Annotated in this window: 14 protein-coding genes and 2 tRNA genes; 7 read left to right on the top strand and 9 right to left on the bottom strand. The window is 38.8% G+C overall.

The features are described from left to right. Window positions 1–46: 46 nt before the first annotated feature. A complete protein-coding gene (locus P0Y49_18585) occupies window positions 47–1603 on the top strand; it encodes a TlpA family protein disulfide reductase (GenBank protein ID WEK18786.1) in 1557 nt (518 codons plus the stop codon). Window positions 1604–1714: 111 nt separating this feature from the next. Here P0Y49_18585 and P0Y49_18580 read toward each other — a convergent pair. After that, window positions 1715–1788: transfer RNA gene (locus P0Y49_18580), tRNA-Asn, on the bottom strand. Between the two features lie 409 nt (window positions 1789–2197). Here P0Y49_18580 and P0Y49_18575 point away from each other — a divergent pair. Both P0Y49_18575 and P0Y49_18570 read left to right on the top strand, forming a co-directional pair. Next, window positions 2198–2560, top strand: a complete 363-nt coding sequence (locus P0Y49_18575; protein WEK18785.1) for a hypothetical protein — start codon at window positions 2198–2200, stop codon at window positions 2558–2560. Further along, window positions 2523–3518, top strand: coding sequence for a transposase (locus P0Y49_18570; GenBank protein WEK18784.1), 996 nt, complete (start codon window positions 2523–2525; stop codon window positions 3516–3518). The genes P0Y49_18575 and P0Y49_18570 overlap by 38 nt, the downstream gene beginning before the upstream one ends. Window positions 3519–3625: 107 nt before the next feature. Here the strand turns inward: P0Y49_18570 and P0Y49_18565 are convergent. Beyond that, window positions 3626–3702, bottom strand: a tRNA-Asn gene (locus P0Y49_18565). A 141-nt stretch (window positions 3703–3843) separates the two neighbouring features. Here P0Y49_18565 and P0Y49_18560 point away from each other — a divergent pair. After that, window positions 3844–4764, top strand: a complete 921-nt coding sequence (locus P0Y49_18560) for a PfkB family carbohydrate kinase (protein ID WEK18783.1) — start codon at window positions 3844–3846, stop codon at window positions 4762–4764. Between the two features lie 57 nt (window positions 4765–4821). On the opposite strand, the gene P0Y49_18555 is transcribed toward P0Y49_18560, so the two are convergent. Further along, window positions 4822–5061 carry a cytochrome b5 domain-containing protein gene (locus P0Y49_18555; GenBank protein ID WEK18782.1) on the bottom strand — a complete coding sequence of 80 codons (240 nt, stop codon included), beginning with the start codon at window positions 5059–5061 and terminating at the stop codon, window positions 4822–4824. A 638-nt stretch (window positions 5062–5699) separates the two neighbouring features. Here P0Y49_18555 and P0Y49_18550 point away from each other — a divergent pair. From P0Y49_18550 to P0Y49_18540, 3 genes are read left to right on the top strand one after another with little or no spacing between them, the layout of a single operon-like run. After that, window positions 5700–6590: a DUF3078 domain-containing protein gene (locus P0Y49_18550; protein WEK18781.1), complete on the top strand. Its 891-nt coding sequence runs from the start codon at window positions 5700–5702 to the stop codon at window positions 6588–6590. Between the two features lie 39 nt (window positions 6591–6629). Next, a complete protein-coding gene (locus P0Y49_18545; protein ID WEK18780.1) occupies window positions 6630–7526 on the top strand; it encodes a pirin family protein in 897 nt (298 codons plus the stop codon). A gap of 4 nt (window positions 7527–7530) precedes the next feature. Then, window positions 7531–8544, top strand: coding sequence for a zinc-binding dehydrogenase (locus P0Y49_18540; protein WEK18779.1), 1014 nt, complete (start codon window positions 7531–7533; stop codon window positions 8542–8544). On the opposite strand, the gene P0Y49_18535 is transcribed toward P0Y49_18540, so the two are convergent. The 6 genes from P0Y49_18535 to P0Y49_18510 form a co-directional block, all read right to left on the bottom strand. Then, on the bottom strand, window positions 8541–9431 hold the full coding sequence (locus P0Y49_18535) for a sterol desaturase family protein (GenBank protein WEK18778.1): 891 nt from the start codon (window positions 9429–9431) through the stop codon (window positions 8541–8543). The genes P0Y49_18540 and P0Y49_18535 overlap by 4 nt on opposite strands. 10 nt (window positions 9432–9441) lie before the next feature. Continuing rightward, a complete protein-coding gene (locus tag P0Y49_18530; GenBank protein ID WEK18777.1) occupies window positions 9442–10239 on the bottom strand; it encodes a DUF4249 domain-containing protein in 798 nt (265 codons plus the stop codon). 4 nt (window positions 10240–10243) lie between these two features. Continuing rightward, a complete protein-coding gene (locus tag P0Y49_18525; GenBank protein WEK18776.1) occupies window positions 10244–12889 on the bottom strand; it encodes a TonB-dependent receptor in 2646 nt (881 codons plus the stop codon). A 183-nt stretch (window positions 12890–13072) separates the two neighbouring features. Beyond that, window positions 13073–14062, bottom strand: a complete 990-nt coding sequence (locus P0Y49_18520; protein WEK18775.1) for a FecR domain-containing protein — start codon at window positions 14060–14062, stop codon at window positions 13073–13075. A gap of 69 nt (window positions 14063–14131) precedes the next feature. Next, window positions 14132–14740 carry an RNA polymerase sigma-70 factor gene (locus tag P0Y49_18515; protein WEK18774.1) on the bottom strand — a complete coding sequence of 203 codons (609 nt, stop codon included), beginning with the start codon at window positions 14738–14740 and terminating at the stop codon, window positions 14132–14134. A 70-nt stretch (window positions 14741–14810) separates the two neighbouring features. Next, window positions 14811–15923 carry a metallophosphoesterase gene (locus tag P0Y49_18510; GenBank protein WEK18773.1) on the bottom strand — a complete coding sequence of 371 codons (1113 nt, stop codon included), beginning with the start codon at window positions 15921–15923 and terminating at the stop codon, window positions 14811–14813. Window positions 15924–15933 lie beyond the last annotated feature (10 nt).

Raw genomic sequence — 15933 nt, 5'->3', positions numbered from 1 at the left:
TTTTTCAGGAGATCTTATGTAAATAACCACTTCATTCTAGCAGATCTTGAAGAAAGGGCTGCTAGAATCAAATCCAAATACTATGACCAAAGTAATAAAATTAGGTGTATTTTACATGCTCAGCTTTTTGTTTTTGTTAGCGGCTAAACCCGCTCTGGGCATAGGAATAGATACCCCAACTATTGTATCAGGTATAGCTAAATTAACTGGAACGATAAAAATTCCTAATGGTGCAAAAAGGGATAACATCTTTGTAAAGATTACTGTTCCGCATCAAATTTCGGGAGAGTTTGTCAAATATAAAGCAGTTGTTGATGGAACAGGGAAATTCTCAGTTGATGCTGATGTTGAAACAACTGTTTCTTTTGTACATTTTTCTACAAGTTTAAATCCAGGAAAACCCCTTCTTGTTAAGCTGGAAAGTGGTGAGGTTACCCGTCTTGATATTGCGTACAATTCAAATTCTGATGTCGAAAATATCGAGGTTACACCTGCAATGAATAAGAATGATATGACCCGATACTTTGATCTTATAGGTGAGATGATTCAAACTCCGCCTATTAGTAAAGCGGAACCTCTATATGATAAGAGTACAGATCATTTTTTGAATTATGCTAAATCTCTCCTATCGGAAATATTAGCGGTTGCAAAAAATGATACATTGATATCAAAAGAATTAAAAGAAGTATTGTATGACGATTTTCGTCTTTTTTTTTATAAAGGTTCTGTATTTGATTACGACGCAGCGATGACAGCTAATTATGGCAGAACTAATGGTGATAAAAACAAGAAGCCTGTTATCCAAAAGACGGACAGGTCATATTATCATTTTTTGAGAGATTTTAAGCTCAACGACCCACAATATTTGTATGCTGTTACATTCCTTGAATTTCAAAGAAAAGTTCTCCTAAACGAAACTTTAGCAATACCCCAAATAGATGAAACTGATATCCCCATCTGGCTGTCAAGTACGAAAGCTATTTTATCAGATTTACTCGGGTTTAATAGCGGCCCATACTATGATATTCTAGCCGCTAATGCCTATGGCAGACAGCTAACCGAAGAAATAAGACCATTAAGCGAAAAACAGAAACAAAATATTTTGAATTATTGGGGAAATGGAGAAATCGCAAAAATATTATTTCGAAAAAACCAAGAGGTTGCTGAACTAGACAAATTCAAATCCCCGGCAGTAATTAATGATGCGTCTAAAATTGCTCCAGATAAGATTATTCAAAAGATTGTCTCAAAGCATAAAGGAAAAGTTATTCTGATCGACCTTTGGGCAACATGGTGTGGCCCTTGTTTAGAAGCGATGCAGCGTTTCAGGAATACAAAGGCGGAATTTCACGGTAAAGATGTTGTATTTGTATACCTGACAGACGGTTCATCGCCTCGCAAACTCTGGGAAGAAAAAATTAAAGGGATAGGCAACGAACATTATTACCTGGATGATAAGCAGTGGAGACATGTTATGGACAAGTTTGAGTTCGAATATATTCCATCGTATTTATTGTGTAACAAAAAAGGCGTGCTCACCAATAAATTTTCAGCCTTCCCTGAAAATGAAGAGGTGAAAGCAATGATTAACGAGCTTTTATAGACCGTAACAGCACTTTGATCCGTAGGAAACTTCCTATTTTCGAAATAAAAAACCCCATCCTAATAGCTAGAAATGGGGTTTTTACGTGATTTTCATACTTGAAAATATTTGCTCCCTCTGCTGGGCTCGAACCAGCGACCCTCTGATTAACAGTCAGATGCTCTAACCAGCTGAGCTAAGAAGGAGTGCTGGTTGTCAAAACGTTGTTTTTGATCTCTTAAAAAGATTAAACCTTTGGTCGTTTTGGGAGCGCAATATTAAGAATTTTTCATTAGATTGACGAAAATAAATGTAAAATAATATTGAGTTAAGGCAAACTACATCTGGATCAGGACGAAAGAATATCAAAATAGTTATTTTTTTGAGAACTGTTTCCAAATTTAAATCGAAAGCAGCTTGTGATTGTCGCCCATAGTTTCGGGGGCGTTGACGGGGCCTTGCTGGGGTGTTGCCGGGGCGTTGATGGGGCTAATGCCGGATCAATACCGGGTCAGTACGTGATGAAAAACATAGCAATTATGGCACTCGATGGATCAAGCAAAAAAGTTGGGGAGGGATTAATTTTGTTTAGATTTGCATTAAACAGCAATTATATTGGATTCTACCCTGCTTTCATTAATACTACCAGAAGGTCTTAGCGACTATTTTGAATTCGACCGAGCTGCTACAATTGACGGTTCAACCTATATTTATTTGATAGAAAAGAACATTCATCCACAAGAGTTTTCTGGAGATCATCTTTTATCTAAAGGATTCTACGATGAGGCTTCCGTTCGAGACTTTCCTTTGCGTGGCAAACCTTGTTTTTTAAACCTTAAGCGTCGGAAATGGCTCAACACCCGAACAAGTAAGATCGTTTCCCGGGATTGGCAATTAGTTGCCGAAGGCACAAAGATGACTCAAGAGTTTGCCTTTTTTTTTGAAAGACTATTTGGATTCCACCCCAATAAGCTGTAAAAGTCTTGGCCATTTCTTTGGTGTTGACGGAAAGCGTCTGGAAGAGCAATATGCCCGCCATTTAAGTGATTTTAGCAGCTGGGATCAGGCGGAACACTCTGAGAATTGGCTGCTTTTTGCTAATAATATGGGGGAATATTTATCAATTGATGAAACTAGCCTTTCACAAGGAGAGCTCTATACAATACTGACTAATAAAGGGGCAAAAGGGAAGAAAGGTGCTTTGGTAGCAATTGTAAAGGGTACTGAAAGCGAGTCGATCATAAAGGTTCTTCACAGAATGAAGGAGCAGGTAAGGAAACAAGTAAAAGAAGTAACCCTTGATCTGGCTCCGACAATGACCAGAATAGTAAAAAGGAGTTTTCCAAAAGCAAAGCTTGTTTCAGATAGGTTCCATGTACAGCAATTGGCTAATGAAGGTGTCCAGGAAATCAGGATTAAACATAGATGGGATGCTATAGAACAGGAAAACAAAGAAATGGATCTAGCCAGAGAAGTAAAGAAGCCTTGGATTCCCGAACTTCTGGAAAATGGAGATACGATAAAACAGTTACTGGCTAGAAGTAGGTATTTGTTATTTAAAAAAGAAGTAAACTGGACTCCTTCACAAAATCACAGGGCAGAACTGTTATTTAAGCTATACCCAGATTTGCAGCAAGCGTATAAAGTCTCCCAGGAACTGTCTTCAATACTCAGCCATTCAAAAACTAAAATGATTGCCTTTAAAAAGTTAGCCTTATGGTATAACAAGATAGAAAAAATGGGTTATAAATCCTTCAATACCATATCAAGAACCGTTCAGAACAATTATGAAACAATATTAAACTACTTTGATAACAGATCCACTAATGCCTCCGCAGAATCTTTTAATGCGAAGATTAAAGCTTTTAGAACGCAATTTAGAGGGGTAAGAAATGTCAAATTTTTCCTATTCAGGTTATCAAAAATATATGCCTAATCCCTCCCCAACTTTTTTGCTTGATCCCACTCGATCCCCGAGGAGTTGCTAAGAACGTTCTTTAAACCAAAAAAGCCTCTCAGTTTTCACTGAAAGGCTTTGTGATTTGGCTCCCTCTGCTGGGCTCGAACCAGCGACCCTCTGATTAACAGTCAGATGCTCTAACCAGCTGAGCTAAGAAGGAGTGCTGGTTGCCAAAACGTTGTTTTTGATCTCTTAAAGAGGTTAAACGTTTGTTCGTTTTGGGAATGCAATATTAGGGGTTTTAATTTATTTATGCAATATTTGCAGTGAAATAATTTTAAAAAATATTCAATTAATTTATATGAGCCTGATAATCATAGGAACTGTAGCCTTCGATGCTATAGAAACTCCCTTCGGAAAAACGGATAAAATAGTAGGCGGAGCCGCAACTTACGCTAGTTTAGCTGCTTCTTATTTCTATAATAAAGTTAAAATTGTTGGTGTTGTAGGTGATGACTTCGAAAAAAAGGACATCGATACCTTTACCGAACATGGTATTGATACAGAAGGATTGCAGATAAAAGAAGGCGAGAAGTCGTTTTTTTGGTCGGGTAAATACCACAATGATATGAACAGCAGAGATACTTTAGCTACAGAACTAAATGTATTAGCCGATTTTGATCCTATTATTCCGGAGAGCTATCAAGACTGCGAATTTTTGATGCTGGGTAATCTAACTCCAATAGTACAGCAAACGGTTATCAATCGTCTTAAAAATAAGCCTAAGCTGATTGTTTTGGATACAATGAACTTCTGGATGGACATCATGATGCCGGATTTGTTGGAAACGATTAAAATGGTAGATGTATTAACCATTAATGATGCTGAAGCTCGTCAGTTATCCGGAGAGTATTCTTTAGTGAAGGCTGCCAGGAAAATTCTGGAGATGGGACCAAAGTATTTGATCATTAAAAAAGGCGAGCATGGTGCGTTGTTGTTCCATGAAGATAAGATCTTCTCGGCTCCCGCACTTCCGTTAGCAGAAGTTTTTGACCCAACAGGAGCAGGTGATACTTTTGCAGGTGGTTTTATTGGCTATATGGCTAAAGTAGGAACCGTTAACTTCAATAACATGAAGAACGCAATTATTTTTGGTTCAGCCTTGGCTTCTTTTTGCGTAGAGAAATTTGGAATTGAGAAAATTCTGAACCTTACTGAAGAAGAAGTGGCAGGGCGTGTTCAGGAGTTTGTAAGCTTAAGCTCTTTTACGATCGAGGCATAATGATCTGATTACAGATCATTAATAGAAATGGCTATTCAGTTAATGAATGGCCATTTTTTATACATTCAGTCTGCCTATTATACTGAATTTCTCAAATACCGTTTCCGTATGAGGGGCATCAGATAACTCTTCTGTCAAATCCTGTCCGGCCCAATGTTCATAATGCTTCCCGTTACGCCACAACTTGCTTTCTGTTACATCATAGATGAAGCCATTATAAGCCACCCATATTTGAGGTTTATCCTGCCCATTTCGCAATGCCAGTTGTTGTTTGGTATACAAAGGCAGGTTATCCATCAATTTTAGCCATTTTGCTTTTAAAAAATTCAAATAGGTATACCGTCGTCAAGAGCATCCCCATAAAGTAGAAATAAGCTTCAATAGGCAGATAAGCGAGGTATAATTTCAATGTTGCATTTTTATTCAATATAAGCAAAGACTGATGTTTAATTACCTGACAAATCAAGTAAAATGGGATTAACAATGCAAAATAAGCTCTGTAAAAGCGGTACATAAATCTTAGCCTATTCTTATATTCTATGTAAAGTAGTAATGCAAATACAATAAAAAAGGTAGTTGCAGTATACCATTTCAGGTAGCCAAAAAACAATAAGGCAATGCAAATGCCTAATATCAGGTTGCTAAACGATAGACTAAATTTTTCTAGATCATTATTCGGAAACTTTGAATTTAAAGAATGGTATACATATAATCCAATGGCAGGGATGAGAAAGGAAAGTAGAAAAATATTGGCGCTAAAAGACAAGATACCCAATATAACAAACAATATTGCAAAAAGGGAAAATAGGATGCCTGTTAAACAAATCGATAATAAAATTGTTCTCGTATAACTATTGTTCATGTATGCGGATAAGTTCAAATCCAAAAGTATGATTTTGACATCGTTTAACAGCTATAAATTTAATTTCACCACCATGAAAAATGCATTACTATTATTTATCCTTATGACGTTAGGATTATCGGGCTACAGCCAGAATAATCCAAAAATTGACAGCACTAAAATCTGGACGATTCATGGAGAGAATACTTTTCTGATTAACCAGAGCTCATTTTCTAACTGGTCGGCAGGAGGTATAAATTCCCTTGCTGCGAATTTGGTTTTAAATTACGATTTCAATTACAAAAAGGACAAATGGAGTTGGGATAATAAAGCGATTGCAGCTTATGGGCTTAGTAAACAGGATGGTATAGGGGTACGCAAAAACGATGATAGGCTTATTTTAAATAGCCTGTTGGGCTATCAGGCGGCAAAGTATTGGATGTACACTTTCTATGCAAATTTTCAGACTCAGTTTGCCAATGGTTATAATTATAGCGGCACACAGCCTACATTGATTTCAAAGGCATTTGCTCCGGCTTATCTTACGTTTGGACCTGGTATTGCTTACAAGCGTTCGGATAATTTTAGAGTCAACTTTTCTCCAGCTGCTGTCCGGATTATTATGGTGGAAGATAATTATCTATCATCATTTGGTGCATTTGGTGTAACTCCTTTTAAGAAAAGCCTCTTCCAGTTTGGTGCCTCACTTGATGCTTATTACAAACTGAACCTTATGGAGAATATAAGCCTTGAGAATATTTTGAAACTTTATTCCGATTACCTGAATAAACCGCAGAACATTTATACTGATTATACGGCTAATCTTTTTATGAAGGTAAATAAATTTGTAACGGTTAATGCTGGTGTAGAACTGATTTATGATGATAGAACAAAGATACTTAAGGAAGTTGACGGTGTATTAGGGCTGCATAAAGCTTTGCAGGTTAAGCAAATTCTTGGCGCGGGGTTAACCTATAAGTTTTAAAAGGTATGTATCTTAGGTTTATTGTTACACTAAAAATATATGTCAAATATTAACCTGATTATTGAAGAACGCCCGGCCAGTATAGGTAGCTTTATGGTTGGACGTCTTTTGCCTTTTCGTGATAAACGGATGGTTGGCCCTTTTGCTTTTATAGACCACATGGGGCCTACATGTATGAACGATACCGAAAATTTGGACGTTCCTCCACACCCACACATTGGATTATCCACACTTACATACCTTTTTGAAGGAAGTATTATGCACAGGGATAGTTTGGGTAATGAAATAGAAATAAAACCAGGGCAGGTTAACTGGATGACTGCGGGCAAAGGGATTGTACATTCGGAGCGAACTCCGGAGTATCTACGCAATTCGGAAAAAATGATGCATGGTCTACAGATTTGGGTGGCTTTGCCTAAAAAATTGGAAAAAATGGAGCCCGAGTTCTTTCATGTGGAAGGAAAGGGGCTTCCTGAGTGGGCAGATGGTGGAGTTCACTTTAAGCTGATTGCCGGTGAGGTTCTTGGGCGAAAATCGGATGTTCCTGTTTATAGTCCGCTTTATTTTCTGGAACTGAAAAGCAAGAGTCGGCAAACGGTTAAAATAGGTAAAGATCTGTTTGGCGAAAGTGCTTTATACATTTTGGAAGGCGCAATAGAAAGTGAGGGTAATACCTTTGGACCGCGACAAATTTTGGTGGCAAAAGACAGTAAACTTTGTGAGTTTGATATGCAGGAGAACACAACTATCTATATTTTTGGTGGCGAGCCTTTTGCCGAGAATAGAATTATTTACTGGAACTTTGTGGCCTCTACAGAAGAAAGGATCGAAGAAGCAAAAGCCATGTGGCTGGAACAATCATTTCCGCCGGTACCCGGCGAAACAGAGTTTGTGCCGCTGCCTTTACAAAGTAAAAATATAAAAAAACAAAAGTAAATAGATGAAAGCAGCATATTTAGAAGGAAATAACGAGCCATATCGTGTAAAAGAAATACCAACGCCGGTTCCTGCAGATCAGGAAGTTTTAATTAAGCTTGAATTTTCTTCCTTTAATCAAAGAGACATCAGGGTACAAAAAGGGATATATACCGCAGCACCTTTGCCTGAAGGTGGGTTGGCCATTGGTTCTGATGGTTATGGTAAAGTGGTAAAAGTTGGAGAAAATGCCGATCCGGTTTGGTTAGGAAAAGAAGTCGTAATCAACCCCGGACGCAATTGGGGTGATAATCCTGAGGCATTTGGACCGGATTTTAAGATCATGGGCTGCCCGGATCAGGGTACCTTTGCTGAATACATCGCGGTTGATCAGAAATACATTAAACCTAAACCTTTACATTTAACCGATGAGGAGGCTGCAGCTTTGCCATTGGCAGGGCTTACAACTTATCGGGCAGTATTTACCAAAGCGAAGGTTAAAAGAGGAGAGAAGGTGCTGGTAACTGGCATTGGAGCAGGTACGGCCTTATTGGCGTTACAGTATGCACTTGCTGCAGGTGCAGAGGTTTATGTGACTTCGGGTACGGCGAGTAAGCTGGAAAGAGCGATTGCAATGGGTGCAAAGACTGGCTTTAATTATAAAACTGAAGACTGGGCTAAACAGGCAAATTCGCTGACAAATGGATTTGATGTAGTTTTAGACAGTGCTTCGGGGAAGGGCTTTGTGAAACTGATAGAAGTACTAAAACCAGGTGGCAGATTGGTATTCTGGGGTGGTACAGATGGCACCATCGAAAGTATAGTTCCTGCACATATCTACTGGAAAAACCTCTCTATTTTAGGAACAACACTTGGCAATAATCAGGAGTTTGCTGATATGCTGGCTTATTCTGAAAAACACAATATAAAACCGGTGATTGATAAAGTTTTTCCATCACTGGCCCATGCGCAGGAAGCTGCCGAATATTTAGCCTCAGGCAGCCAATTCGGTAAGATCGTGATGGGTAATAAGGTTTAGCTTTGGTTTAGCAGCTCGCGCTGCATTACCTTGGCTGTTTGTGTGCTGCCATCATGGCTCCATCCCGGAGGATAAATAAAGTATTTGATCTTATCCATGAATTTTGGAGCCTTTTTTACATCGGCGATTAAAGCCTTAAATTCATGGAATATGATATTAACCGCACCTGTGTCTTCAGGTTGCTTGGTTAGTCCGTATGCTATTTCTTCCTCCTCAATCTCTTTCTGAAAGGTACCAAAAATACGATCCCATAAGATGAGCACCATGCCCATGTTTTTATCCAGGTAACGCAGGTTACTGGCATGATGCACACGGTGGTGAGATGGGGTTACAAAAATGTACTCGAACAGCGGATGAAGCTTGCCAATAGTTTGGGTATGTACAAGATTGCCATAAATTTGAGTAATAAGGTAAGCAAACAGGATGTCGAAAGCATTAAATCCCATTAGGGCCAGGGGAAGGTAGAAAAATACCCTGTATAAAGGTTCGAAAACCGTAGATCTAAAACCAGTGGTAAGGTTAAAATATTCGGATGAATGGTGAGTTACATGCATGGCCCAGAAGAACCTTACGTAGTGCCCCGTATAATGTAAAACCCAATACAGGAAATCCTGAGCAAGGATCAATACAATCCAGTAAACATAGATGTTGGAGATTTGGAATAAACGATGATGCGTGTAAACATATTCCAATAACATAAATGTTGCCGCCTTTGTAGCTACATTGATGATAAATGCGGCTGCCATTAGGTAAACATTGGTTAAGGTATCACGCCCACGATAGAGTTTTCTATCATGAGCGTAACTAAAATACATTTCAATTAAACTGAGTACAGCAACAAATCCAAATAAAGCAACTACGGTTATACTCTTATCTAATTCAATCATCCTTATTATATTATGGTATTATTAACGTTTTTTGTTGTACGGTATGTGCACTGAAAAAACCAAGTGCACCACCGCTTATATTGGTCAGAGGATTGCTCGGTGCAGCACCATTGTCTGATCCGTTTGCACCATATAAACTATACAGGTAGGTGTAAACAGCTGCATCAATACAATGCATCTCTGCAGTTAGTTTGTCTCCCTTTTTGAAGTTTAAAGCCTTGTTTTTTGTGTTGTTTTCAAAGACAAGGTAGTCGTTAATCTCTTGCCCACTGGTGAATTCATCATTCATTACCTTATACTGCTTCTGGATTTTGTCGTTAACAAACTGTTGAAACCAGTAATAATTTTTAGTTTCCAAAGGATCTTTGAATTTCACCATAGGCGTAACTCTGGTTGTATCAAAATCTTTTGGTTTAAGGGTAAAATCCAGAAAAGGAACCACCTGAGGCATGGTGCTACTGGCTTTAAATAACTCACCGTTAATATTAACTGTTAAGTTATAGGTTTCGCCGGGAGTGCCATTAATTGCAGTGGTTTCGTAAATGCCTTTTCCAGTTTCTCTTAACACAATTGTATTGCCTTTGTTTTCAATTTTCACGCTGGCTCCGCTAATCCCTTTAAAAAGATTATCGTCGCTAAATTCTTTGGTTTCACTGATATATACCCTGCAAGTACTGGGCTCATTTGTAATGGTACCCTCTATTACATATTTAAGTTCGTTGTCTTTGAGCTTTAGGTCTATAGCCTTTTCACAAGACGATTGAACTGTGATTACCAGCAAAAGTATAAAACGAAGTATTGTTTTCATAAGTCTAAAATTTAAAATTATACGAAATTGACGGAACGAACCTAAATAAGGTTGTTCTTATGGCCTCCGTTCTGTTTGGATCTGTTTCTTTGTCTCTGAAAGTGATGCGGTATGCGTTCTCTCTTCCATAAGCATTGTAAAGACTGAAATTAAGCTCAGATGAATATTTTTTGGTTTGCTTTAAGAGGCGCGTTGCACCTAAATCAAGACGGTGATAGCTTGGCATCCGGTCTGCATTGCGTTCCGAAAAATAAAAATAGCTATGTCCAAGTAATTTGTATTTTCCATTTGGAAAGGTAACAGCATTTCCGGTGGCAAATACCCAGTTGGCTGATAGCGTCCATTTTTTGCTCAGTTGATATATGCCTACCAATGATATGTCATGCGTTCTGTCTTGACGGGCATTGTACCAATTGTTATTGTTGATGCCATCAATTTGTCTTTCTGTTTTAGATAATGTATAAGCAATCCAGCCGGTTAGCCTTCCGCTTTTCTTTTTCAGTAAAAACTCTGCGCCATAGGCTCTGCCTTTTCCATAAAGCAATTGGGTTTCTATAGGCTTATTGGTATAAATATCTGCTCCATTTCTATAGTCGATCTGGTTTTGCAGTGTTTTGTAATAAGTCTCAACAGTTAGCTCATAGCTATCATTACCCAGGTTTTTATAATAACCCAATGATACCTGGTCACTCAGTTCCGGTTTAATGATATTGGTGCTGGCTACCCATCTGTCTGTGGGGGATGATGAGTTAGAGTTGGAGATGAGGTGTAGATTTTGTGCATTTCTTACGTAGGATGCCTTAATGGAAGTGGATTCGTTTAGCTGTAGAGCAGCGGCCACCCTTGGTTCAAAGTTTACGTAAGTTTTCACAATTTCGCCGGTTTTATAACTGGTTGTTCCAGTTACATTGCCATTCGGGTCAAGTGTAAAATAGTCGCCTTTCCCAAGGATACTGAAGGCAGAAACACGTAATCCATAAGTAAAACTCAATGTGTTGCTGGCCTTCCAGGTATTGCTGGCATAAATGGCATTCTCCAGCGAATATCGGTTTTGAAGATTTTGTGATATTAAGCCGGAATTGCCTGTGGCCTGTACTTCGCCAGGTTTTATAGTATGGTATATGGAATTTAGCCCAAAGCTAAGTGTGTTTTTATCATTGACATACCACTGCAGGTCTTCCTTAAAGTTCCAGTCTCTGATTTGTGAGAAAAGTCTAATCGAGTTTTCATCATTAGTGGATTGGATCTTATAGTTGTAATTGCTGAATATGGCTGAGGTATTTGAAAATAGCTTGCTGCTAAAAACATGGTTCCATCGTAAGGTAGCGGTGGCATTGCCCCAATCTATACCGGCTAGATTATCTGAACCCAATACATCCTTGCCGAAATAACCGGATACAAATAACCTGTCTTTATCGCCCAATATATAATTGGCTTTCATGTTAATATCATAAAAATACAACTTCGCATCTTTGGTAGCTGAATCACCTGAAAGCTTCAAAAACATATCGGCATAAGTTCTGCGGGCGGAGATCAGGAAGGAGGATTTTTCCTTTTGTATCGGCCCCTCTACATTTATCCTTGCAGCAATAAGTCCTACACCGCCACTTACTCCAAACTTTTGGTTATTCCCGTCATTCATTTTAACATCCAGAACTGAGGATAAACCACCACCATATTGGGCAGGCATGCCACTCTTGTAAAGTGTTACATTTTTTATGGCATCAGAGTTAAATGTCGAGAAAAAGCCAAGTAAGTGAGAGGCATTATAGACCGGAGCTTCGTCTAAAAGGATCATATTCTGGTCTGCACTGCCTCCACGCACAAAGAAGCCACCACTGCCTTCGCCTGAAGTTTTAACTCCCGGTAAAAGTTGGAGAGTTTTAATCACATCGCGTTCTCCAAGTAGTACAGGTACATTTTTGGTCTCACTGATGTTTAATCGTTCCATTCCCATTTGTGGGTTGTCGATCTTCCTGCGGTCAGAATTTGCGGTAATGGTTACCGTTTCAAGCTCATTTAAATCATCATCAAGGGCTACATTTAAGCTGGTGTTTTTATTGAGGTTTACACTCGTTTTGTAGCTTCTTGCGCCAATAGCATTTACCAGGATGTCGTAATTACCTGCAGGTAGGCTAATGGAGTAAAAACCATATTCATTGCTTGAAGTAGCATAGCCGGTTCCTACCACTCGTACAGTCGCAGCTATAATGGTTTCACCGGTGTTGGCATATTTAATAATACCACTTATAGTGCGTTTTCCTTGATTTTGAACCGGATTGGCCGCCGGTTCGGCCTCCGACTTTTTTTCTTTAGCCGGATCAAAGCGTATAAAAATTTCTGCTCCCAGGGGGCTAAACTGCAATGGATGTCCAGAAAATGCATCACTTAGAACGGCTGACAGTGGTTTGTCTTTCGCACTTATATTGAGCTTTAGCTTGCTGGTGGCCACCTGTTCGTTATAAGTGAATTTAACGCCGCTAATATCCGTGATCTTATCCAGTGCTATTTTTAAGGGTTCATTTTTAAGGGTTAATGTTATTTTCTTCGCTAGTGGGTCTTGCGCCCTGGTTTGGGTTTGCATGATCAATAATAGGAGCAATATTATGGCAATACATGTCAGAAATCTGACTGGTCCATTTGGTTTCATATAGATTTGATGTGTGTTAAGGTTATGGCCTTCGCTAAATTATTTCGATTTTGGATTATAAATTCGCGAAGGATTCATAACTTTATAATTAGATATTGATTTAATTGCCCCTTAGTTCTCAAGGCTTGGGCATTTCAAATTGATTTAGATACTTGCCTGGTTGTGTAATTCACGATCAGGCATTTATTTTATGATCGCATAGTGCCCTCCATCTTTCTTCCATTTAGTTTCCATTACTGTACATAATTTATTTAAGGTTTCATTTAGTGGATCAGACATATTCAGGTTGCCATAAAATGCTTTTGAAGACAGTTCCTGATCAAGCTGAATTTTAATGTTATACTGGTTTTCTAAATCCTGGCTAACTGCTTCAAGGGTTGTGCCCTTGTATTCATACAAGCCTAATCGCTTGCTTAGGAAAGATGCTGCATCAGGATAGTTGATCTTTGTAATTTTGGATGTCGTTTTATCAACCGTAATCCGTTGATTGGCTGTTATTGTATCTCGTTGGGTATGATTGTTGGCATTTAAGGCTACGGCAACTCTCCCGGTAACCAGTGTTATAGCTATGGTGTGCTGTTGTGTATATGCAGTAACATTAAAGCTAGTGCCAAGTACTGTAGTGCTTACTGCCCCACTTTTAATGATAAATGGATGCCTGGCATCATGAGTTACTTCGAAAAAGGCTTCTCCATCAAGTGATATCGATCTTTCGGGGCCCTCAAATTTATCAGGATAGCTTAATTTACTGTTCGGACTAAGCCATACTTTGGTCCCATCAGCAAGTTGTAGTTGTTTACGTTCACTTGCAGCTGCTACAAGTTGATATTGGGGGCCAGAGTTAAATATATTGGTAATGGCCGACCGATAAAAATATGTGCCAGTAAGTAGTATAAGCAATGCTGCAACACCAATCCATTTTTGTAAACTAAAGTAGGATTTCTGTGGAAGTGTAAGTTTTATTTGTTTAGGCTCTGATTTCAGGAATGGAGGAATTAAGCCTTCTTCTGGCAAAGCATTGGTTTGATCCCAGGTGTTAGACATTAAGGTCAAGAGTTCCAAATCAGTATTGCTTTTATTTAGCAATTCAAAGAATTGTTTAAGTTCTGCGGCGCTACACTGATTGTTCAGGTATAGGTTATACAAGTGTTTAAATTGCTCTTTTTCTTCCACTGTTTGATAATTAGCAGGGCTCTTTTACGATGCCCGTTTATTACAATACAATTGAAAAAGGGAGGGGGACTAGTGGGGATGAAAATAATTTGAGGAAGCAATGATAAAACAAACCATACTTCCATGTTTACTGACGTAACTACGGATAAATTTTGTAGCTTCTACCATATGGTTTTTTACTGTGTTTTTTGAAATGTTTAATTTTTCAGCGATCTGATCGTGGCTCATTTCTTCGTTACGGCTCATCTGGTAGATGATCTTTTTTTGAGGAGGCAAATTTGCTATAGCTTCATCGTAAGTTTTTAACAGCTCCTTTTCCAGTAGGTTATCTTCTGTCGTATTACGGATGGTTTCTATGTAATGGAATACTTCATCCTGCAAGCTTTTTTCGCGTGCTACTTTTTTAAGGTGATTGAGGACGTGGTTTAAAGTGATTTTCTTGAGGTATGCACTAAAGTTTAAATCGGTATTGATCTGTTCTTTTTTCTGCCATAGTCTGATAAAAACTTCCTGAACAATCTCTTCTGCAGTTTCATCGGATTTACACAGGTTATAGGCATAGATGTACATTTTGCTTCTATACTGGTTATAAATTTGTGCAAATGCCAGCTCATCGCCATTTCTGAGTTTAATCAGTAGCGCATCGTTTTCAGTAATATCTGATTGGTCTGTAAGCATCGAAATCTATTGCGCTCAATGTTAAATAAAATTTTTTGTACAAAAAAATAAGGCGCAATAGGGTTCGGTTTTACCTTCCAGTCAGATCAATTGTAAAGCTGTCAAATAAAGCCGGTTCCTGCGTTTCTGCAATAAGCTTTTGCTGCGAAACGGTATAGTAGGCTCCCTTGATTGTGAAGCTGAAAGGGCTTTTCTCGATTACAATTTTTAAGAAACCATGCTGGTTATCACAATAACTTTCCAGGAGAATATCATCAAGATTCGGACTTTGTGTGATATACGCCGGATCCAATGGATCGGCTAAAGTATGTAATTCCTCAAAACCTCCAGCTCCTGCAACGATAAAAGGTATGGTCTTGCCATCGCTGTATTGTTTGCTAAATCTTTGATAATTATGTACATGTCCACTAAAAACAACATCTGGTTTTACTCCGGCTTCTTCAAACGCCGATTCCAGAAATTCGATCATGTTCAGGCTGGAGCCATGGTTGTAATCCGCAGAATATGGGGCGTGATGCAGGCATACAATAATGGCTTTTTCAGCATTTTGTTTTGCTGCATTTTGTAGCTCTTTGATAAACCAGCTGCGTTGATCTTTTTTGATGCACCCGTATTTAGGGACATTGGTGTACAGGCCTATAATCGTAGCAAGTGGCGCTTCCATTGTCCAGTAAACATTGGGCTGTATCTGGCTTTTGCGCTGGGTGTTTTGGCCAAAATAAATTGTTTTCGGACATGTATTGCAAAAGGTCGTGTAAAAGGCTTCAAGACTGTCGTAATGCGTATCGCTGTCTGGATTTATATCGCTATCATGGTTTCCGGCAATGGCATAAATTGGTTTGGGATAACTTTCAAAAGGAGATAAAAATTGGGTTTCATATTGCTCCGCTTCACCATAGTGATATACAATGTCACCCAAATGATATAAAAAAGAAGGCTGGTCTGCTTTTGTAGCATTTAAACATTGGGCTGTCATTTGCGTGATGACCTGCTGTTGAAAGCAGAGCTCGGTTAGTCCGCCGGTATCACCAACCATGTGAAAAGTCATCTTTTCCTTATTCCCAGGAACACTTAACCGATAGGGATAACTGCCTGATGGCTGCGGTAAAGACTGGAATTTATGAGCGTCATCAATCTGTTCTGTTTTTAAAACAGGGCTATACAAGGTTTTAGTGCTGATCATAACCATATGT

It is taken from the genome of Candidatus Pedobacter colombiensis (genome assembly GCA_029202485.1).
GTDB lineage: Bacteria > Bacteroidota > Bacteroidia > Sphingobacteriales > Sphingobacteriaceae > Pedobacter > Pedobacter colombiensis.
This window is presented reverse-complemented; position numbering and strand designations above follow the sequence as displayed.

What these genes read in the sequence shown, in the direction of transcription:
- P0Y49_18560 (WEK18783.1), top strand. Translation starts at nt 3,844, where the DNA reads ATGAGCCTGATAATCATAGGAACTGTAGCCTTCGATGCTATAGAAACT.
- P0Y49_18555 (WEK18782.1), bottom strand. Translation starts at nt 5,061, where the DNA reads ATGGATAACCTGCCTTTGTATACCAAACAACAACTGGCATTGCGAAAT.
- P0Y49_18550 (WEK18781.1), top strand. Translation starts at nt 5,700, where the DNA reads ATGAAAAATGCATTACTATTATTTATCCTTATGACGTTAGGATTATCG.
- P0Y49_18545 (WEK18780.1), top strand. Translation starts at nt 6,630, where the DNA reads ATGTCAAATATTAACCTGATTATTGAAGAACGCCCGGCCAGTATAGGT.
- P0Y49_18540 (WEK18779.1), top strand. Translation starts at nt 7,531, where the DNA reads ATGAAAGCAGCATATTTAGAAGGAAATAACGAGCCATATCGTGTAAAA.
- P0Y49_18535 (WEK18778.1), bottom strand. Translation starts at nt 9,431, where the DNA reads ATGATTGAATTAGATAAGAGTATAACCGTAGTTGCTTTATTTGGATTT.
- P0Y49_18530 (WEK18777.1), bottom strand. Translation starts at nt 10,239, where the DNA reads ATGAAAACAATACTTCGTTTTATACTTTTGCTGGTAATCACAGTTCAA.
- P0Y49_18525 (WEK18776.1), bottom strand. Translation starts at nt 12,889, where the DNA reads ATGAAACCAAATGGACCAGTCAGATTTCTGACATGTATTGCCATAATA.
- P0Y49_18515 (WEK18774.1), bottom strand. Translation starts at nt 14,740, where the DNA reads ATGCTTACAGACCAATCAGATATTACTGAAAACGATGCGCTACTGATT.
- P0Y49_18510 (WEK18773.1), bottom strand. Translation starts at nt 15,923, where the DNA reads ATGATCAGCACTAAAACCTTGTATAGCCCTGTTTTAAAAACAGAACAG.